The sequence below is a fragment of the Microbacterium hominis NBRC 15708 genome (assembly GCF_001592125.1).
Taxonomy (GTDB): Bacteria; Actinomycetota; Actinomycetes; order Actinomycetales; family Microbacteriaceae; genus Microbacterium; species Microbacterium hominis.
Map to the genome: position 1 here is coordinate 314501 of NZ_BCWI01000001.1, position 18861 is coordinate 333361.

Annotated in this window: 18 protein-coding genes; 4 read left to right on the top strand and 14 right to left on the bottom strand. The window is 71.0% G+C overall.

What is annotated here, in order from left to right; translation table 11 throughout:
* Positions 1-161 precede the first annotated feature (161 nt).
* The gene (locus MHO01S_RS16195) at positions 162-1574 is read left to right on the top strand and encodes an HNH endonuclease signature motif containing protein (RefSeq protein WP_082808015.1); all 1413 of its coding nucleotides are present in this window, start codon (positions 162-164) and stop codon (positions 1572-1574) included.
* Between the two features lie 21 nt (positions 1575-1595).
* Here the strand turns inward: MHO01S_RS16195 and MHO01S_RS01545 are convergent, their stop codons facing one another.
* The 6 genes from MHO01S_RS01545 to MHO01S_RS01565 all read right to left on the bottom strand — a co-directional run bounded on the left by MHO01S_RS01545 (position 1596) and on the right by MHO01S_RS01565 (position 6783).
* On the bottom strand, positions 1596-3161 hold the full coding sequence (locus MHO01S_RS01545) for a Rieske 2Fe-2S domain-containing protein (protein ID WP_060958605.1): 1566 nt from the start codon (positions 3159-3161) through the stop codon (positions 1596-1598).
* Positions 3162-3232: 71 nt separating this feature from the next.
* A complete protein-coding gene (locus tag MHO01S_RS16420) occupies positions 3233-3382 on the bottom strand; it encodes a hypothetical protein (RefSeq protein ID WP_157553716.1) in 150 nt (49 codons plus the stop codon).
* A 12-nt stretch (positions 3383-3394) separates the two neighbouring features.
* Entirely contained in the window at positions 3395-3805 is a 411-nt protein-coding gene (gene nusB / locus MHO01S_RS01550; RefSeq protein ID WP_060958604.1) for a transcription antitermination factor NusB, read from the bottom strand.
* An 18-nt stretch (positions 3806-3823) separates the two neighbouring features.
* Positions 3824-4384 (bottom strand): elongation factor P, encoded by a 561-nt coding sequence (efp, locus tag MHO01S_RS01555; protein WP_060958603.1) that lies wholly within the window; start codon positions 4382-4384, stop codon positions 3824-3826.
* Positions 4385-4480: 96 nt separating this feature from the next.
* Complete coding sequence (aroQ, locus tag MHO01S_RS01560; protein ID WP_060958602.1) at positions 4481-4939, bottom strand: type II 3-dehydroquinate dehydratase; 459 nt, start codon at positions 4937-4939, stop codon at positions 4481-4483.
* Positions 4940-4965: 26 nt separating this feature from the next.
* Positions 4966-6783, bottom strand: a complete 1818-nt coding sequence (locus MHO01S_RS01565) for a sugar phosphate isomerase/epimerase and 4-hydroxyphenylpyruvate domain-containing protein (protein ID WP_060958601.1) — start codon at positions 6781-6783, stop codon at positions 4966-4968.
* An 82-nt stretch (positions 6784-6865) separates the two neighbouring features.
* Between MHO01S_RS01565 and MHO01S_RS01570 the strand changes: the two genes are divergently transcribed.
* The 3 genes from MHO01S_RS01570 (at position 6866) to MHO01S_RS01580 (ending at position 9868) form a co-directional block, all read left to right on the top strand.
* Positions 6866-7486 (top strand): TetR/AcrR family transcriptional regulator, encoded by a 621-nt coding sequence (locus MHO01S_RS01570; protein WP_060958600.1) that lies wholly within the window; start codon positions 6866-6868, stop codon positions 7484-7486.
* A gap of 114 nt (positions 7487-7600) precedes the next feature.
* Positions 7601-8497, top strand: coding sequence for a shikimate dehydrogenase (locus tag MHO01S_RS01575; RefSeq protein WP_060958599.1), 897 nt, complete (start codon positions 7601-7603; stop codon positions 8495-8497).
* 42 nt (positions 8498-8539) lie between these two features.
* Complete coding sequence (locus tag MHO01S_RS01580) at positions 8540-9868, top strand: MFS transporter (protein WP_060958598.1); 1329 nt, start codon at positions 8540-8542, stop codon at positions 9866-9868.
* Between the two features lie 62 nt (positions 9869-9930).
* Here MHO01S_RS01580 and MHO01S_RS01585 read toward each other — a convergent pair whose 3' ends face one another.
* Genes MHO01S_RS01585 through alaS form a run of 8 tightly spaced genes read right to left on the bottom strand, consistent with a single transcriptional unit; the run spans position 9931 to position 18810 of the window.
* Positions 9931-10467, bottom strand: coding sequence for a GNAT family N-acetyltransferase (locus MHO01S_RS01585; protein WP_060958597.1), 537 nt, complete (start codon positions 10465-10467; stop codon positions 9931-9933).
* On the bottom strand, positions 10464-11543 hold the full coding sequence (aroB, locus tag MHO01S_RS01590; RefSeq protein ID WP_060958596.1) for a 3-dehydroquinate synthase: 1080 nt from the start codon (positions 11541-11543) through the stop codon (positions 10464-10466). Before aroB ends, MHO01S_RS01585 begins: the two co-directional genes overlap by 4 nt.
* The gene (locus MHO01S_RS01595) at positions 11540-12064 is read right to left on the bottom strand and encodes a shikimate kinase (protein ID WP_060958595.1); all 525 of its coding nucleotides are present in this window, start codon (positions 12062-12064) and stop codon (positions 11540-11542) included. The genes aroB and MHO01S_RS01595 overlap by 4 nt, the downstream gene beginning before the upstream one ends.
* Positions 12061-13278, bottom strand: a complete 1218-nt coding sequence (gene aroC, locus MHO01S_RS01600; protein ID WP_060958594.1) for a chorismate synthase — start codon at positions 13276-13278, stop codon at positions 12061-12063. The genes MHO01S_RS01595 and aroC overlap by 4 nt, the downstream gene beginning before the upstream one ends.
* Before the next feature lie 4 nt (positions 13279-13282).
* Complete coding sequence (locus MHO01S_RS01605; RefSeq protein ID WP_061781750.1) at positions 13283-14155, bottom strand: shikimate dehydrogenase family protein; 873 nt, start codon at positions 14153-14155, stop codon at positions 13283-13285.
* Positions 14142-15677, bottom strand: coding sequence for an endolytic transglycosylase MltG (gene mltG, locus MHO01S_RS01610; RefSeq protein WP_061781751.1), 1536 nt, complete (start codon positions 15675-15677; stop codon positions 14142-14144). Before mltG ends, MHO01S_RS01605 begins: the two co-directional genes overlap by 14 nt.
* Positions 15677-16150: a Holliday junction resolvase RuvX gene (gene ruvX, locus MHO01S_RS01615; protein ID WP_060959596.1), complete on the bottom strand. Its 474-nt coding sequence runs from the start codon at positions 16148-16150 to the stop codon at positions 15677-15679. Before ruvX ends, mltG begins: the two co-directional genes overlap by 1 nt.
* Complete coding sequence (gene alaS, locus MHO01S_RS01620; RefSeq protein WP_061781752.1) at positions 16147-18810, bottom strand: alanine--tRNA ligase; 2664 nt, start codon at positions 18808-18810, stop codon at positions 16147-16149. Before alaS ends, ruvX begins: the two co-directional genes overlap by 4 nt.
* Positions 18811-18861 lie beyond the last annotated feature (51 nt).

Here is an 18861-nt window from a genome sequence, read left to right on the forward strand (position 1 = left end):
GCCAAGGTCCTCCCTTGCGGACCCCCGGTGTAGTGGTCGCGCTCACTCTAGGGCAGGCCGTTGAAGCGCATGAGAACACTCTCACGCGGCGTGTGACGTTTCCTCTCTCGATCTGGACTTTTCCACCGTGTGGTGTCGGAGGCCCTCGGCAGAATGGGGGTATGGACCTCCTCGCACCGCACCTCGACGACCTGCGTTCGCAGGTCGTGCACGTGCTGCGCGCGGCGGCCTCGAACCGTGTCTTCGAGCGGGGCACCGAAGGCGAGCTCGCCCGGCAGATCGCCGCGATCGCCGAGATCGGCCGCTTCGTCGAGGCGCTCCTGATCGACGCGGCCGGCGAGGTCATGCGCCGGTCGGAGAACCCCGTGCGCGACGAGCGGATGACCTCGCACCTCGGATGCCGCGACGTCACCGATCTGCTGCAGACGCTCACCCGGCTCGAACCGCGCTCGGCGGCCCGGCTGCAGCGGGCGGCGACGGCTGTCCGCCGCGCCGTGTCGCCCACGACCGGCGAGGCGCTCGACGCGCCGTTCCCGTCGGTGCGGGCCGCGATGGTCGACGGGGTGGTCGGTACCGACGGCATCCTTGCGATCACCGGACCCCTCCAGCAGACCGCGCCGCGCGTCTCCGCGGCCGCGCGGAGGGACGCCGCCGACGTCGTCGTCGCCGAGGCGCGGGGCGAGGGGCCGGATGCCGCGCCGCCCGCATGCGCCGAGCTGCTGCGCATCCACGCGCAGACGTGGGCGCTCGCGCTCGATCAGGACGGCGCCGAGCCGCGCGAGCGGGTGGCCGAGCGGAAGCGCTCGCTCGTGCTCGGTGTCGCCACCGCGGCCGGAGTGCCCGTCCGAGGAACCCTGCTGCCCGAGGTGGCGGCGCAGCTGCAGACCATCTTCGATGCCCACCTCTCCCCCGCGATCGCCTTCGACGACCCGTTCACCGCCCTTGACGACGACCCGCTCGTCGCCCGGGACGAGCGCACCCACCCGCAGAAGCAGCACGATGCGCTCGCGGCGGCACTCGGTGTCGCGGCATCCAGCGGGCTCCTGCCCACGGTCGGCGCCCACGCGCCCACCCTGGTGGTCTCCGTCGAGGCCGACGATCTCATCGCGGGCACGGGTTTCGCCCACGCGCAGGGCTGCGATCAGCCCGTCAGCACCATGGTCGCCCGCCACGTCGCCTGCGCCGGCGCGATCCAACGCGTCGCCACCCGCCCAGGCGGACGCGTCGTCGCGATCGGTACCGAGGAACGGGTGTTCAACCGGCATCAGCGTCGTGCCATCGCCCTGCGTGACGGCGGGTGCATCATTCCCGGCTGCGGCGTTCCCGCCGGCTGGTGTGAGATCCACCATGTCACCGAACATGCCCAAGGCGGCCCGACGCACACCGACAACGGCGTGCTGCTGTGCTGGTACCACCACCGCTTCCTCGACCGCATCGGCTGGAAGCTGCGCATGAACAGCGGCGTGCCCGAGGTCACGGCACCGCCGTGGCACGGCAGGGATCATCGGTGGCGGCCGGTGACGACGTCGCCCGTGCGACTCACGAAGCGCGCGAAACGAATCCTGACGACGTGAATCCCGTGCGTCAGAGCCGGGTCACGACGTCGGCGAGGCCGCCGTCTCGCTGACGCGCGCCGCGCGGATCGGATGCCCCGGTGCGGTGAGGCACTGTCCGCTCGCCAGGTCCCACTTCCAGTCGTGGAGGGCGCACGTGAGCACGCCGTCCTCGATCTTGCCGGTCTTGGTGAGGTCGGCGCGCAGGTGCGGACAGCGCCGCTGCACGTTCCAGCCGTCGATCTCGGCATCCTCGGTCTGATCCGACTGCTCGGCGTACCAGTTCTCGACGTACTCGATGCGGTCGCGCGACAGGCACTTCAGGAACGTGGTGAGGAACTCGTTGAACTTGCCGCTGCGGCCCACCTCGAACTGCATCGACAGGAAGATCGAGTTCGACCAGTCGATCTCGTGGTCGCGGATGTTCGTCGAGACGAGATCGGCGGGGATCGTGTACCAGTAGATGCACTCCTCCCCCGCGTACGCGCGCACCTTGGCCTTCGGGAAGTCGACGACCATGTCGAGCTCGCCGATGCGGAAGCGGACGTTGCCGCCCACCCCGGTGCGGATCGTGCGAGCGCGGCGCAGCAGCGGCTCCCACCACTCCTGCAGTGCCGCGAGCATCTCGTCGGGTGCCATCGGCTCGGCGCGGGTAGCGATCTCGGCGATGACCTCTCCCTGACGGCTGTCGCGCTGTTCGGCGAGGTAGGCCCATTTGTCGTCGAAGACGCGGTCGATCTCCTCCGCCGAGTAGAGGGTCTGGGTGATCTCGATCGCCCCGCCGTCGAGGTCGACCTGCGTGCCGGGCACGAACTCGTAGCCCTTCTGGTCGGGACGCTCGTCGCGCATGTGCGCGAGGAACTGACGCTGATCGGTGAAGATCGAGTCGTCCTCCAGGCCCCACCCGTTGAAACGGAACAGGTCCTCACGCAGGAACATGGGCGGACCCGCCATCGGGAAGACGTGCTCGGCATCCACCTTCTCGATGTAGTACATCGCGCGCTTGTTCTGCGCGTCGCGCTTGAGCTTCGCGAAGTGCTGCTTGGAGTCCTGCGGCAGGTCGTAGACCATGGGCCACCAGATCGCCCCCGACACCTGCGTGAAGTACGCGTCGGGCTTCGAGAACGAGAGCAGCCGGTCGAGGTCGAGCGGATGCGAGTCGTTCTGGTCCAGGATGCTGGCGGTGCCGTCGTCCACGCTCAGCGAGGAGTCGCCGATCGGGCCGTCACTGGGCGCGCGCAGCGGCGTGACCATGATCTTCAGCCCGCCGGGGTACTCGATCGTCCGGCCCGCCTGGGTGTAGACGATGTTGTCGTAGCCGAGGCGGCGAAGGTCCACCTCGAGGTCGTCGGTCGGGTACTCCGGCAGCAGGACGCGGATGTCCTTCGGCACGTACCGCTCCAGCAGCGTGGGGTCGAAGTGGTCGCGGTGACGGTGGGAGATGTAGAGGAAGTCCGCCTTGCCGAAGCGCTCCCAGTCCAGGCCGCGGTTGTCGGGGAAGGGGAACCAAGAACCGAAGAAACTCGGCCCCATCACGGGGTCGCACAGGATGCTGCCGCCCGTCGTCTCGATGAACATTCCGGCGTGGCCGAGGCCTGTGATCCGCATGGGTCCTCCTGGTCGAACAGCTCCCGAGTCTACGCGCGAGAGGCTGTGCGCCCGCTCAGGCGAGGCGGGAGTCAGGGTGCGGAGAGACCGAGGCGCGGGTACAGGCGGGCGAAGCCCTCGGCCAGACCGCCCTCCAGGGCGTCGACGACATGGCCGGCCCCGGGCACCACGTGGCTGTCGGCCTGTCGGCCCGCCGCGGAGAGGAGATTCCCCCCAGCCATACGGATGTGACGTCAGGCGGTGCGGGCGATACGTCCGAGCACGCCGTGCACGAACGAGCCGGAGTCGTCGGTGGAGAACTCCTTCGCGAGCTCCACGGCCTCGTCGATGGCGACCGCGGAGGGCACCTCATCGTTGAACATGAGCTCCCAGACGGCCAGGCGCAGGATGGCACGGTCGACCGCCGGCATCCGCTCGAGCTTCCAGTCGCGCGCGTGCGTGACGATCTGCTCGTCGATCTCGTCGCGGTTGTCGATGACGCCGTCGACGATCTCGCGTGCGTACAGCCAGGACGCCTCGCGGGCGGGCTCGTTCGCCGCGCGCTTGGCCTCGGCCGCGAGCGTCACGGCGAGGGCGTCACCGCGGACGTCGGACTGGTAGAGGATGTCGAGGGCGCGCTTTCGCGCCTTGGAGCGTGCGCTCATGTGATCGGATGCCGCGCGTCAGTTGACGCGGCCGAGGTAGTCGCCCGTCCGGGTGTCGACCTTCACCTTGGTGCCGGTCTCGAGGAACAGCGGGACCTGGATCTCATAGCCGGTCTCGACGGTCGCGGGCTTCGTGCCCGCCGACGAGCGGTCGCCCTGAAGACCGGGCTCGGTGTAGGTGATCTCCAGCACGACGGAGGCCGGGAGCTCGATGTAGAGCGGGTTGCCGTTGTTGAGCGCGATCTGCACCTGCTGGTTCTCGAGCAGGAAGTTCGCCGAATCGCCGACCGTCGCGGCGCCGACCGTGATCTGGTCGTAGTCGGCGACGTCCATGAAGACGTAGCCCTCGCCGTCGTTGTAGAGGTAGGTGAAGTCGCGGCGGTCGACGTTCTCGATCTCCACCTTCGCGCCGGCGTTGAACGTCTTGTCGACGACCTTGCCGGTCATGACGTTCTTGAGCTTGGTGCGGACGAAGGCGCCGCCCTTGCCGGGCTTCACGTGCTGGAACTCCACGACGCTCCAGAGCTGTCCGTCGATGCTGAGGACGACGCCGTTCTTGATGTCTGCGGTCGATGCCATGAGTGTGGAGTTTCCGTTCGTGAGTTCGAGGTGGCGCACGCGGTGGCGCGCGGCCGACAGTCGATCTTAGCCCACGCTCCTCCGCGGGCCCGGGCGTCAGCCCTCCGCCGCACCCGTGATGACGTCGATGAGCAGAGCGACCGCGCGCGCGTAGCCCGAGACGCCCTCGCCGATGACGTGGACGGCGGCGACGTCCGCGACGTAGGAGTGGTGCCGGAAGGCCTCGCGTTCGAGGATGTTGGAGATGTGCACCTCGGCGACCGGCAGCGAGACGCCCGCGAGCGCGTCGCGGAGCACGACGGACGTGTGCGTCAGGCCCCCCGGATTGATCACGATCCCGGCGCAGTCGGTGCGCGCCTCGTGGATCGCGTCGAGGAGCACGCCCTCGTGATTGCTCTGCACGGCCCGCACCTCGAAGCCGCGCTCCGCGGCGGCATCCCGGGTGAGGCGTTCGACGTCCGCGAGGGTGTCGCGACCGTAGATCTCGGGCTGGCGGGTGCCGAGGAGGTTGAGGTTGGGGCCGTTGACCAGCAGCAGTCGTCGCGTCTCGCTCATCGTCGGCACACTATCAGCGCGGCCGCTCACCGGGCGGCGTCGCCTTGCGCGGTGAGGCGGATCGGGGCGTTTCCGGCTCCGAAGCCGGCGTAACCGTCGCGGCGCTCCACGAACTCCCAGAAGATCTGCCCGACGGTGCGCGTGTAGACGTGCAGGTACTCGCCGTCGGCGTCGCGGTCGTATGCGATGTCGAGCGCGCGCAGCTCGCTGATGACCTCGGCGGGCAGGTCGAAGCGGGCCGCGAGGTCGTCGTAGTAGTTCTGCGGCATGCGCAGCAGCTGCATCCCCCGCGCGCGGGACGCGCGGGCCAGCGCGCGGACGTCGTCGCACGCGAACGCGACGTGCTGCGCCAGACCCGTGGCGCTGCCCTGTTCGGCCACGATCGGGGGTGCGACGTTCAGCGGCAGCCGCACGCCGTCCTCTCCGGGCCCGGCGAGGACCCGGCTGCGCACCAGCCCCTGCGGGCCCGGCACGTCGGTGCTGCTGGCGACGTGGAGGCCGAAGGCCGCCGTGTAGAACAGCGTCGTCTCGTCGATCTCCTGCCACGGCTGCGTCATGCTGACATGGTCGAAGCCCGTCACGGCGCTCGCGGCGGCGACCTCGCCGTGCTCGAACTCGCGGGTCCAGGAGGGTTCGCCGGCGTCGGCGGCCTGCGTCCAGAACACCGCCATCCCGCCGGGGGCCACGGCGGCGTCGAGCTGCTGCTCGCGGGCGTACGTGCGTCGGTACGCCCGGGGCGTCTGCAGGGCGTCGACGCGGCGCGACACGGCCTCCGCGTCGTCGACCTCGAAGCCGACGGCCGCCAGGTGAGGCGCCATTTCGCGCGCGTGCTGCTCGTTGAGCACGACCCGCGCCCGCCCGGCCGACCACAATGTCACCGGCTTGGAGCGGTGGCGTCCGCGGGAGGTGAACCCCGCCTGCGAGAGCAGCGCTTCGACCGGAGAGGTGTCCTCGGCGCGGATCTCGACGAAGTCGATGCCCGAGGGCGCTGCGGAGTCGGGCAGCATCTCCAGGTTGGGCAGATCGGGATACCGTCGCGCCACGGCGTCCTCGAGCCACCTCAGGGACCGGTGCGCGTGCAGCGCCGTGCGCGCGGAGTCCGTCTGCCGGAAGGTGTCGTTGAAGACCTCGAGCGACCACGGCCCCGAGTAGCCGGTGTGCAGCACCTGACCCATGAAGCCGACGAGATCGAAGCTGCCCTCCCCCGGGAACAGGCGGTGGTGCCGGCTCCACGACAGCACGTCCATCGACAGTCGCGGCGCGTCGGACAGCTGCAGGAAGAAGATGCGCTCGCCCGGGATGTCGCGGATCGCGGACGGGTCGTGGCCGCGGGAGAGGATGTGGAACGAGTCGAGGCACAGCCCCACGGCCGGGTGGTCGGCGAGCTGCACGACCCGCCACGCCCGGCGGTAGTCGTCGATGAAGCGTCCCCAGGCGAGCGCTTCGAACGCGATGCGCACACCGTGCCGCGCGGCGACATCGCCGAGGCGGCGCAGCTGCACCGCGCTCACCTCGTCGTCGTCGACCGTCGCCGTCGCCACGTTGCTGCAGCACAGCACGAGGTCGATGCCCAAGCGCGCGGCGAGGGCGAACTTCGCCTCGGCGCGGTGCAGCACGCGGGCGAACTCCGCCTCGTCGACGCCTTCGACGTCGCGCAGCGGCTGGAAGAGATCGAGCGTCAGGCCGAGGCGGTCGGCGACGGCGCGGATCTCCTCCGGGCTCTCGGGCGCCGCGACCAGGTCGGGCTCGAAGACCTCGACGCCGTCGAAGCCGGCCTCGGCGCAGGCGTGCAGCTTGTCGACGAGAGTGCCGCTGACGCACACGGTCGCGATCGAGGTTCTCATGCCGGGAAATGTACCATCCGGTACATACGTGCGGTAGGCCTCGCCTGCGAGGTTCGGTCTCGCCCGTCGATATCCTGAGCGGATGGTGGTCCAGCAGCGCGACGCGGAACGCACCCGGGCGGAGCTGCTCGCGGTGGCGACGGAGGTGTTCGCGCAGGACGGCTACTCGGGTGCGCGTGTCGACGACATCGCGGAGCGCACCCGCACGACGAAGCGGATGATCTACTACTACTTCGGCAGCAAGGAGGGCCTGTATCTCGCGGTGCTCGAGAACGCGTATCGCGGCATCCGTGATGCGGAGCGCGGGATCGACCTGGCCCACACCGATCCCCTCGCGGCGATCCGGGAGCTGGCGGAGCTGACGTTCGACTATCACGTCACCCACGACGACTTCATCCGTCTGGTCTCGATCGAGAACATCCATCGTGGAGCGTTCATCCGCCGCATCGAGGCGCTGCGCTCCCTCTCCCAGCCGGCCAAGACGCTGCTCGACGACATCTTGGAGCGCGGGCGCGCCGACGGCGTCCTGCGGTCCGATGTCGACGCGATCGACGTGCACCTGGTCATCAGCGCCTACTGCGTGTTCCAGGTGGCCAACCGTCACACCTTCGGCTACCTGTTCGACATGGACTTCGACGACCGCAGTGCGCACCTGCGCGCGCTCATCGGCGACGTCGTCGTCTCCTGGCTCGCCGCGCGCTGAGCGCGAGGATGGCCGGGGTTTTTCCCGGCCGATCCTTGACGTCGTGGATTTGCCGTGGTTCACTCTGAACGTACCGGTTAGTACATAGACCGGAGCGTACGAAGGAGTACACCCGTGATCGTCACCCACACCGCTCGGCGTCCCTATCTCGTGGGACTCGTCGGCAGCGGGGTCACGCCCTCGCTCACGCCGCCGATGCACATGGCGGCCGCACGCGAGCTCGGTCTCGAGTACGTCTACCGCCCTCTCGACATCACGGCGCTCGGCCTGTCCCCCACCGCAATCGGCGACATCCTCACGTGGGCGGAGCGCCTCGGCTACGACGCCCTCAACATCACGCATCCGTGCAAGCGGCTCGTCCTGGACCACCTCGACCACGTCGACCCGCTGGCCGCGGCGCTCGGCGCCGTCAACACCGTGCTGTTCACGCCGGAGGGCCGTATCGGCCACAACACCGACACGACCGGCTTCGCCGCCGGGTTCGTGTCCGGCCTCCCCGGCGTCGCGACCGACCGCGTCGTGCAGCTCGGTGCCGGCGGTGCGGGGTCGGCGGTCGCCGATGCGCTCCTGCGCGGTGGCGTCGGTCGACTGATCGTGGTCGACATCGACGGCCGTCGCGCGGCGGAACTGGTCGACGATCTGCGGTCGCGCCACGGAGTCGAGCGCGTCGCCGTCGGTGCCGCCGACGACCTGGCCGTCCTGCTCGCCGCGGCGGACGGACTGGTCCACTGCACGCCCACGGGGATGGCCGAACACCCCGGGATGCCCGTCGACGCGGCGCTCCTGCGGCCCACCCTCTGGGTCGCCGACATCGTCTACCGGCCCTATGAGACGGCGCTGCTGCGGGCCGCGCGCGCTCTCGGGGCCCCGACGCTCGACGGCGGACGGATGGCCGTGTTCCAGGCCGTCGACGCCTTCGAGCTGATCACCGGCATCCGGCCCGACGCCGATCGGATGTCCGCCCACTTCCACGCTCTCGTGGCCGCCGACCACGACGTGCTCACCCGCTGACCCGAGTCCGGCGCTCACGTCCCCTTCGAAGGAGAACCACCGATGTCCGAATCCGCAATGGCGCGGAAGACCCCTGTCAGAGCCGCCGTGGCCTCTTTCATGGGCAGCGCCGTCGAGTACTACGACTTCTTCCTGTTCGGCTCCGCCGCCGCGCTGATCTTCCCCACCGTCTTCTTCCCCAGCGGCGACCAGGCCGCACTGGTGATGTCGTTCGCCACGTTCGGGTTCGCCTACATCGCGCGTCCGTTCGGCGCGGTCATCCTCGGCCACTTCGGCGACCGCATCGGCCGCCAGAAGGTGCTGATGTTCACCCTCATCCTCATGGGGGCATCGACGTTCATCATCGGCTGCCTCCCCGGCTTCGCACAGATCGGCTGGGCCGCCCCGGCGCTGCTCGTGCTGTGCCGGCTCCTGCAGGGACTGTCCGCCGCCGGCGAGCAGGCCGGCGCGTCGTCGCTGACCCTCGAGCACGCACCCGACGACCGACGCTCGTTCTTCACCTCCTGGACGCTGACCGGCACACAGGGCGGGCAGATCCTCGCGGCGCTGATCTTCATCCCGGTGGTCGCCATGCCCGACGAGCTCAAGTTCAGCTGGGGCTGGCGCATCCCCTTCTGGCTGAGCGCCGTCGTCGTCGTGGTCGCCTACGTCATTCGCCGCTCCCTTCACGAGACCCCCGAGTTCGAGGACGCGAAGGCGGAGGGCAAGATCGCCCGTCTGCCCCTGATCCCGTTGCTGCGCGATCACTGGCGCGACGTCCTGCGCGTGATCTTCTGCGCCTTCATCGCCGCCGTCTCGACGGTCTTCGGCAACCTCGCCCTGGCCTACGGCAAGCAGGTGGGACTGGCGGAGAGCCTGACCCTCTGGCTCGTCGTCATCGCCAACGTCGTCGCGCTCGGCACGCAGCCCTTCTTCGGTACCCTCGCCGACCGCTACGGACGCAAGCCCGTCTTCATCTACGGCGCGGCCGCGTCGGCGGCGCTGATGCCCTTCTACATGCTCTCGATGAGCAGCGGCAACACCTTCCTCACCCTCGTGCTCGCCGTGCTGACCTTCTCGTTCGGCTACGCGGCGGCCAACGCGGTGTGGCCGTCGTTCTACGGCGAGATGTTCTCGACGCGGGTGCGCTTCTCCGGAATGGCGATCGGCACGCAGCTCGGCTTCCTCATGGCCGGATTCGCTCCCTCGATCGTCACCGCGCTGGGCGGCGTCGCCCCCGGCGGGTGGGTCGTCATCAGCATCTTCACCGCCGTGATCGCCCTCATCGCCATCGTCAGCGCGGCGACGGCGCGCGAGACCCGCAGCGTCCCGACCGCACAGCTGGGCCTCCCGCGCACGACCGTGCGGACGCGCGAGAGCGTCTCGGCCTGACGCGCCGGAACGGCCGCACGCCGCGTCCCCTCGCCGGGGTGCGGCGTGCGGCCGTGTGCCGCTCAGGGGCGGGGGCGCCGCATCACGATCTCGGCGCCGATCGCGCTCGAGAACGTCTCCCCCGTCGGCACGAAGCCGAGCCGGCGGTAAGCGGCCTGCGCGCGGGCGTTGTCGACGTGCACGTCGAGGGTCAGCGCCTCGGCGCCGCGGTCGCGGGCCCAGTCGTGGGCGGCGTCGACGAGTCGCCCGAGCAGCCCCGTCCCCCGGTGCGAGGGCGCGACGTAGACGCCCACGAGGTCCGCTCGCGACGCCGTCACGGCGCGATCGAGATGATCCGATGCCCCCGGCTCGCGCAGGAGCACCGTGACCGTTCCGACCCAGCGGCCGCCGTCGTCGGCGATGAACTGCGCCGCATCCGCGCCGATCGCGGCGCCCGCGGCCCGCTCACGCCAGAAGGAGTCGTCGCGCGCTCGCTCCTGCTCGATGGTGGTCAGGAACGCGATGGATGCCGCGGGATCGCCGACGGCCTCGATCCGCAGGTCGCGCACTTGGCGCCATTCCGGCATCCGCACGCGGCGGACGTCCGGCTCGTCCGTCACTCCGCGACGTCCTGATAGGCGGCGAAGAGCAGCGACTCGTCCGGTGCCTGGAGGACCGTCGGCTTGGCGATGTCGTCGAGCACGATGAAACGGAGCATCGCGCCCCGCGTCTTCTTGTCGCGCTGCATCGTCGCCAGCAGCTGCTTCCATGCTCCCGAGCGGTAGGAGGTGGGCAGGCCCAGCAGCTCGAGGATGCGGCGGTGCCGGGCGGCGGCGTCGTCCGAGAGACGCCCCGCCAGCCGCGACAGCTCGGCGGCGAACAGCATCCCCACCGAGATGGCGGCGCCGTGGCGCCATTGGTACCGCTCGGCGTGCTCGATCGCGTGACCCAGCGTGTGCCCGTAGTTGAGCACCTCCCGAAGCCCCGCCTCGCGCAGGTCCTCCCCCACGACGCGAGCCTTCATCTCGATGGCCAGCTCGATGCAGCGGCGGAAGGCGGGCGACTGCGGGTCGACGGCGGCGTCGGGGTCGGCCTCGATCAGGTCGAGGATCTCCGGGTACCAGATGAACCCCGCCTTGACGACCTCGGCGAAACCGGCCACCCGCTCGTTGCGGCTCAGCGAGTCGAGCATCGCCAGATCGCAGACGACGGCGCGCGGCGGCCAGAACGCTCCGACGAGGTTCTTGCCCTCCGCGGTGTTGATCCCGGTCTTGCCGCCCACGGCGGCGTCGACCATGCCGAGCACGGTGGTGGGCACCTGGACGACCGCCACGCCGCGCAGCCAGGTGGCGGCCACGAACCCGGCGAGATCGGTGACCGCGCCGCCGCCGAAGCCGACGACGGCGTCGGTGCGGGTGAAGTCGGCCTGTCCCATCACCTGCCAGCAGAAGGCCGCGACCTCGACCCGCTTGCCGGACTCGGCATCGGGGATCTCGGCCAGGAGCACCTGACGCTCGGTCGTCATCAGCAGCTCTCGCAGCTGCGCCGCCTGCGCCGCCAGGGTCGGCGGGTGGATCACGAGCACCTTGCGGGCCGTCTCGGGCAGCGCCGAGCCGACGAGGGGAAGGATGTCGCGGCCGATCGTGATGTCGTAGGGCTGATCTCCCGCGACGGTGATGACGGTGTTCTCGCTCATGAGTCCTCCTGACGCCGGGCGTCTGCGTGCACCCAGTCGACGATGCCGGCCACGACATCGGCGAGGGGTCCGGTCGAGGTGTCGAAGGTGATGTCGGCGACCTGCTCGTACACGGGGCGCCGTTCATCGAAGATGCGGGTCCAGCGCGCCACGGGGTCTTCGCCGGCCAGGAGCGGGCGCGCGCCGCCCCCGATGCGCGAGGCGATGATGTGCGGCTGAACGGTCAGCAGCACGACGTCGTGCCGTCGGAGGTCATCGCGGGTGGCGGGGTCGAGGACCGACCCGCCGCCGAGGGCGACCACCCCGCCGACGGCGAGGGCCTCCTGCACCGCGAGGCGCTCGACGGAGCGGAAGTGCGCCTCGCCGTGCGTGGTGAACAGGTCGGCGATCGCCCCGTGATCGCGGACGACGATCTTGTCGGTGTCGGTGAACGGTCGATCCAGGGCCCTCGCGACGCGGCGGCCGACGCTCGTCTTGCCGGCTCCCATCGGCCCGATCAGGACGAGTGCGCGCCCCGTCATCCGAGCGACAGGGCGTCGTCGCTGTCCGACGCCGTCTGCAGGGTGCCCGGGATGGCGGCGAGGTAGCCCTCGAGGTTCCGCCGCGTCTCGGCGACGCTGTCGCCGCCGAACTTCTCCAGCACCGCCTCCGCGAGCACGATCGCCACCATCGCCTCGGCGACCACGCCGGCCGCGGGCACCGCGCACACGTCGGAGCGCTGGTGGTGGGCCGTCGCGGCCTCGCCGGTCGCGACGTCGATCGTGCGCAGCGCGTGCGGGACGGTCGCGATCGGCTTCATCCCGGCGCGCACGCGCAGGACGGTGCCGGTGGACATGCCGCCCTCGGTGCCGCCCGCCTTGTCGGAGGCGCGCGTGATGCCCTCCGACGCCGCGAACAGCTCGTCGTGGGCGGCCGACCCGCGCCGGCGCGTGGTCTCGAAGCCGTCGCCCACCTCGACGCCCTTGATGGCCTGGATGCTCATGAGGGCCTGCGCGAGCCGGCCGTCGAGGCGGCGGTCCCACTGCACGTGCGAACCGAGGCCGGGCGGCAGCCCGTAGGCGAGCACCTCCACGATGCCGCCGAGCGTGTCGCCGTCCTTCTTCGCGGCATCCACCTCGGCCACCATCCGCGCCGATGTCGCGGGGTCGAAGCACCGCAGCGGATCGGCGTCGAGCGCCTCGACGTCGTCGGGGGTCGGCAGCGCCGCGTCGGAGGGCACCTGCACGGGACCGATCGAGAGGGTGTGACTCACGAGACGGATGCCGAGCTCGCCGAGGAAACCCCGGGCGATCGCACCGAGGGCGACGCGCGCCGCGGTCTCGCGGGCGCTGGCGCGCTCCAGGATCGGGCGGGCTTCGTCGAAACCGTACTTCTGCATGCCGACGAGGTCGGCGTGTCCGGGGCGCGGGCGGGTGAGAGCGGCCCCGCGGCCGCGGGACTTCTCCGTCAGCTCGACGGGCTCCGCGCTCATGACCTCGGTCCACTTCGGCCATTCGGTGTTGCCGATGCGCAGGGCGATCGGGCTTCCCATGCTGAAGCCGTGTCGGACGCCGGACGAGATGGTGAGTTCGTCCTCTTCGAACTTCATCCGCGAGCCGCGGCCGTAGCCGAGCTTGCGGCGCGCGAGATCGGCCTGGATGGCGGCGCGCGAGACGGGGACGCCGGCGGGCAGTCCCTCCATGAAGGCGACGAGTTCGGGGCCGTGCGATTCGCCGGCCGTGAGCACGCGGAGCATTCGCCTAGTCTCCCACGAGCGCGCGGGCCATGACGTCCACGACGGCAACCTCGTCGGCGAGCGGCACTTCCGGATCCCCCGTCAGGAACGCCCGGATCTGCAGCACCGCCTGGTGCAGCAGCATCCCGCGCCCGTCGACGGCGGGAGCGCCGGCGTCCTCCCACGCCCGGGCGAGATCGGTGGGCCAGTGCCCGTAGACGACGTCGTAGAGGAGCCCGCCGCCGGCGGCCAGGCGGCGGCAGGTCTCGTCGGCGAGGGTGGTGCCGCCCGGCAGCGTCGAGACGGTGAGATCCACGGATGCCGGGGCCTCGGCATCCGTCGGAGCCGTCGTCACCCGCACCGACAGGCGCGCGCCGAGCTCGAGGAGGGCGGCGGCCGCCTCGGGGCGCCGCGCGACGACCTCGACCGTCTGCGCGCCCAGCTGGGCCAGGGCGACGAGGGCGGATGTCGCCGTCGCGCCGGCGCCCACGATGCGCGCCCGTTCCACGCCGTCGACGCCCTGCGCGCGCACGTCCGCGACGATGCCGCCGACGTCGGTGTTGAACCCGACCCGGTCCCCTTCGGTGAGCACCAGCGTGTTGACGGCACCGGTGAGCGTCGCGGTGCGGTCGCGGCGGGTGGCCGCGGCGAACGCCTCGGCCTTCAGCGGGAAGGTCAGCGACAGCCCGCGGAAAGCGGGCGGCAGGCCGTCCAGAACGGCGCGGAGATCGGCCGCGGCCACGCGCCGCCGACCGTAGGTCCAGTCGAGGCCGAGCCGCGCGTACGCGGCGCGATGCAGCCGCGGCGACAGGCTGTGGTCGATGGGGTCGCCCCACACCTCCAGAGCGGTGCCCGAGGGCAGCGCCGCGGAGGCGGTCGAGGCGTCAGCAGTCGTCACTGGCGTTGGCGGCGCACCACTGCTGCCACTGGGCGACGGCCTTCTCGTGCTCGGCGTAGGTCGTGCTGAACACGGTCTCGCCCGTCTCGAGGTTGACGGTCACGAAGTACAGCCAGGGGCCGTCGGCGGGGTGCATGGCGGCGTCGATCGCGAGGTCGCCCGGGTTCGCGATGGGCCCCACCGGCAGTCCCGGGTGGAGGTAGGTGTTCCACGGGTTGTCGTTGGCGAGGGCCTCGGCCGAGGAGCTGGCCGTGCCCTTGTTGATCTCGTTGTAGCCGTACTGCGCGGTGGAGTCCATCTGCAGGAGGCCGTGGGTCTCCTCGTTGTCCGGGTCCAGGCGGTTCTCGATGACGCGCGACACCTTGTAGAAGTCGGCGGTGAACCGCGCTTCGCGCTGGATGATCGAGGCGACCGTCAGGATGCGCTCACGCTGGTCGACGGGAACGCCGGCGGCATCCAGCGACGAGACCGTGCGGTCCACGAGGGTCTTGATCACCTGCTGCGCACTCGTGCCGGGGTCGAAGGTGTAGGTCGCCGGGAACAGCCAGCCCTCCAGCGTCGTCGCCGCGACGCCGTACTGCGACGGGTCGGCGGCGGCGGCCTGCAGATCGGCGAGCGGGATGCCGGTGCCGTCGGCGAGCCGCGTGAGGGTCGACTCCATGGTGAGGCCTTCGGGCAGCTGCGCCGTGTTCTCCCGACGACTGGCCGGATCCTCCAGGGCCTTCAGGGCCGCCGCGGACGACATCTTCTGCTTCAGCGCGTAGACGCCGGGCTGGAAGGTCGGGTTCTGGCCGGTCTTGATGAGGTAGTCGTAGAACGCGCCGTCGGTCTTCGTGACCCCGGCCTGGAAGAGCGTCGTGGAGATCGTCGAGCCGGTGTCGCCGCTGACGATGGTTACCGTCGCGTCGCCCTCCGCGATGCCGTCCTCGTAGTCCTTCGGCTCCTCCCAGCCCATGAACGAGCGGATCTTGTCCTCGTACGTGTTCCACACGTAGAAGCCGCCGCCGGCGATCCCGCCGACGATGGCGAGGATCACGCCGAAGATCACCCAGCCGGCGATGCGGCTCTTGCGGCGGTCCCGGTCGTGCTGCTTCACACGCTCGCGTTCGGCGTGCTCTTCGGCCTGGAACAGCGCGGCGAGCTGGTGGTGCTCCGACGGCGGCTCCTCGCGGCGCTCCGGTGCGTCGACGGCGCCCTCGCCGGCGGCATCGGCCGCGGCGACGGGGCCGGCCGGCTCCCCCCTGCGCGCCGACACGGGCGGCGCGCTCGCGGCGAGGTCGGCGGGCGGCTCGGCGGCGGCGGGCACGTTCGCGACCGGGGAGGTCGCGGCGCCCGCCGCGGCCGCTTCCCGGGCGGCGCGGCGCGACGGCGGGACGGCCGGCGGCTCCTCGGCGCGGGGTCGGTCGCTCGCACGGGTCTCGGAGCCCCCGGGAGCACCGGACGACGGCGCCGCGCTCCGCGGCGTCGGGAGTTTGCTGAACAGGTCCGCGAACTCATCGTCGTTCGGCGGGGTTTCGGGCATCAGACGGGCTCCTGCAGATCGGGCACGGCGGCGCCGGCGGGGGCACCGGTGCTCTTCTCGACATCGATCGCCTGCTGCAGCAGGACCACCGCGGCGACTTGGTCGACAATCCTACGAGACGAACGCTGAGAGCGCCCGGCGCTGCGCAGGGCCGCGTGGGCGGTCACCGTGCTGAGCCGCTCGTCCACCAGTCGCACGTCGATCCCGGATGCCGCGCGCAGCGCCACCGCGAACTCCCGCGCGTCCGCGGTGGACGCGGTGTCCCCGCCCGCGAGGCTGATCGGCAGGCCCACCAGCAGCTCCATGGCGGAGTACTCCTCGGCGAGCTCCACGATGCGCGCGACGGCGGCGTCCGTGCGCGCCACCGTCTCGACCGGGACGGCCAGCAGGCCGTCGCGGTCGCACCGCGCCACCCCGACGCGCGCTTTCCCGACGTCGATGCCGAGGCGCACGCCCGGGCGGAATCCGCTCACGCGCCCGGGGTCTCCAGCGCGCGGGTGAGGGCGGTGAGCGCGCTCGGAAGGGCGCTCACATCCGTCCCGCCGCCCTGGGCGACGTCATCGCGGCCTCCCCCGCCGCCGCCGAGCACGCCGGCGGCGGTCTTGGCGAGCACGCCGGCCTTCGCACCGGCGCCGCGGGCCGCATCGTCGGTGGCGACGATCACGATCGGCCGCCCGCCGACGTCGGCGCCGAGCGCCACGACGGCTCCGGCCCCGACCCGTTCGCGGATCTGCAGCGCGAGCGTACGCACATCGTCGGCGGATGCCGCCGTGCCGAGCGTCTGCGCGACGACACGGTAGGCCCCGATCTGCTGCGCCGTCGCCGCCAACTCGGGCAGGCGGCTCTCCAGCGCCTTCGCCTCGAACTGGGCGATGCGCTTCTCGGCGGCCTTGAGGCTCGCGGCGAGATCCGCGACGCGGGCGGCGAGCTGATCCTTCGGCGTCTTCAGCGAGCTGGTCAGCTGCGACACGATGGCGCGCTCGGCCGCCAGCTCGCGGAAGGCGTCCAGCCCGACCAGGGCCTCGACGCGGCGCGTCGACGCCCCCACCGAGGACTCCCCCACGAGGTTGATCAGACCGATCTCGGCGCTGGACGCGACGTGCGTGCCGCCGCACAGCTCACGCGACCACGGGCCGCCGATGTCCACCATGCGCACGGTGTCGCCGTACTTCTCGCCGAACAGCGCCATCGCGCCGGCGGCCTTCGCCTCGTCGAGGGGAAGCACGCGCGTGGTCACCTGCAGGTTGTCCCGCACGGCGTTGTTCGCGATCTCCTCGATCTCCGTCTTCGTCGCCTCCGACAGGGTCTGGCCCCACGAGAAGTCGAAGCGCATGTAACCGGCGCGGTTCAGCGATCCGGCCTGCGTCGCGGACCTGCCGAGGGTGTCGCGCAGGGCCGCGTGCACGAGGTGGGTCGCCGAGTGGGCCTGCTGCGCGGCGCGACGGTTGACGGCATCCACGACGCTCGTCGCCGGCTGCCCGACGCCGACCTCGCCGGCGGTGACCTCGACCGTGTGGCTCACCAGGCCCGGGACGGGACGCTGCACATCGAGCACCTCGAGCTCGTAGCCCGGGCCGACGATGACGCCCTTGTCGGCGACCTGCCCGCCGCTCTCGGCGTACAGCGAGGTCTCGGCGAGGATCACCTCGGCGATCTGGCCCTGCAGCGCGCGCTGGGCGGGAGCGCCGTCGACGAGCAGGCCGAGCACGGTCGACGGGGTCTCCCACTCCGTGTAGCCGGTGAAGACCGTCTCGCCGTGCGCGCGGAAGTCGCGGTACACGCTCGTGTCGGCGAGCTGACGCTTGCGCGAGCGGGCGTCGGCCTTCGCGCGGGCGCGCTGCTCATGCATCAGCGAGTCGAACGCGTCACGGTCGACGGACAGGCCCGCCTCCTCCACGATCTCCATCGTCAGATCGATCGGGAACCCGTACGTGTCGTGCAGGAGGAACGCCTCCGCGCCGCCGATCGCGGTGGCGCCGGCATCCTTGGCCGCGGCGATCGAGGCGTCGAGGTTCTCGGAGCCCGCCGCGAGCGTGCGCAGGAACGTCGCCTCCTCGGCGAGGGCGTAGGCGACGAGACGGTCGTAGTCGATGCCCACGACCGGGTACGCCTCCTTCATCGCGTCGCGCGACGCGGCGAAGAGGATCTCGAAGGTCGGGCCGTCCACGCCCAGCAGCCGCATCGAGCGGATGACGCGGCGCATGAGGCGACGCAGGATGTAGCCGCGGCCCTCGTTGGCGGGAGTGACCCCGTCGCTCAGCAGCATCAGCGACGAGCGCACGTGGTCGGCGACGACGCGGAAGCGCACGTCGTCCTCGTGGTTCGCGCCGTACGCCTTTCCGGAGAGGGCGACCGCGGCGTCGAGCACGGGGCGCACCTGATCGGTCTCGTACATGTTGTCGACGCCCTGCTTGAGGAACGCGATGCGCTCGAGCCCCATGCCGGTGTCGATGTTCTTGTTCGGCAGCTCGCCGACGATCGTGAAGTCGTACTTGCTGCGCACGTCGGTGATCTCGTACTGCATGAACACGAGGTTCCAGATCTCGACGTAGCGGTCGTCGTCGGTGGCCGGGCCCCCGTCGATGCCGTAGGCGGGACCGCGGTCGAAGAAGATCTCCGAGCACGGACCGGCGGGGCCGGGAAGACCGGTCGACCAGTAGTTCGTGTCCTTGCCGAGGCGCTGGATGCGCTCCTCGGGCAGGTCGGTGAGGCGAAGCCACAGGTCGTGCGCCTCGTCGTCCTCCTCGTAGACGGTGACCCAGAGGTCCTTCGGGTCGAAGCCGAGGCCGCCCTCCTCCTCCGCCGTGGTCAGCAGCTCCCACGCGTAGCGGATCGCGCCTTCCTTGAAGTAGTCGCCGAACGACCAGTTGCCGAGCATCTGGAAGAACGTGCCGTGGCGCGGCGTCTTGCCGACCTCTTCGATGTCGTTCGTGCGGATGCACTTCTGGTTGTCGGCCGCGCGCGCGTAGGGCGCCGGCACGTCGCCGGACAGGTACGGGATGAACGGCACCATGCCGGCCACGGTGAACAGCAGCGCCGGGTCGTCGGTGACCAGGGATGCCGAGGGCACGATCGTGTGCCCGTTCTTCTCGAAGTAGTCCAGGTAGCGCTGGGCGATCTCGGCGGTCTTCATCTGTGGGTTCCTCGGCAGAGCACGGGCGTGCGGGATCGGGCGGTCCCGGAC

Coding starts and splice junctions, on each gene's coding strand:
- MHO01S_RS01570 (WP_060958600.1), top strand. CDS start 6,866: ATGGTGGTCCAGCAGCGCGACGCGGAACGCACCCGGGCGGAGCTGCTC.
- aroC (WP_060958594.1), bottom strand. CDS start 13,278: ATGCTCCGCGTGCTCACGGCCGGCGAATCGCACGGCCCCGAACTCGTC.
- MHO01S_RS01580 (WP_060958598.1), top strand. CDS start 8,540: ATGTCCGAATCCGCAATGGCGCGGAAGACCCCTGTCAGAGCCGCCGTG.
- MHO01S_RS01595 (WP_060958595.1), bottom strand. CDS start 12,064: ATGACGGGGCGCGCACTCGTCCTGATCGGGCCGATGGGAGCCGGCAAG.
- nusB (WP_060958604.1), bottom strand. CDS start 3,805: ATGAGCGCACGCTCCAAGGCGCGAAAGCGCGCCCTCGACATCCTCTAC.
- aroQ (WP_060958602.1), bottom strand. CDS start 4,939: ATGAGCGAGACGCGACGACTGCTGCTGGTCAACGGCCCCAACCTCAAC.
- aroB (WP_060958596.1), bottom strand. CDS start 11,543: ATGAGCGAGAACACCGTCATCACCGTCGCGGGAGATCAGCCCTACGAC.
- alaS (WP_061781752.1), bottom strand. CDS start 18,810: ATGAAGACCGCCGAGATCGCCCAGCGCTACCTGGACTACTTCGAGAAG.
- MHO01S_RS01565 (WP_060958601.1), bottom strand. CDS start 6,783: ATGAGAACCTCGATCGCGACCGTGTGCGTCAGCGGCACTCTCGTCGAC.
- MHO01S_RS16420 (WP_157553716.1), bottom strand. CDS start 3,382: ATGGCTGGGGGGAATCTCCTCTCCGCGGCGGGCCGACAGGCCGACAGC.
- mltG (WP_061781751.1), bottom strand. CDS start 15,677: ATGCCCGAAACCCCGCCGAACGACGATGAGTTCGCGGACCTGTTCAGC.
- MHO01S_RS01545 (WP_060958605.1), bottom strand. CDS start 3,161: ATGCGGATCACAGGCCTCGGCCACGCCGGAATGTTCATCGAGACGACG.
- efp (WP_060958603.1), bottom strand. CDS start 4,384: ATGGCATCGACCGCAGACATCAAGAACGGCGTCGTCCTCAGCATCGAC.
- MHO01S_RS16195 (WP_082808015.1), top strand. CDS start 162: ATGGACCTCCTCGCACCGCACCTCGACGACCTGCGTTCGCAGGTCGTG.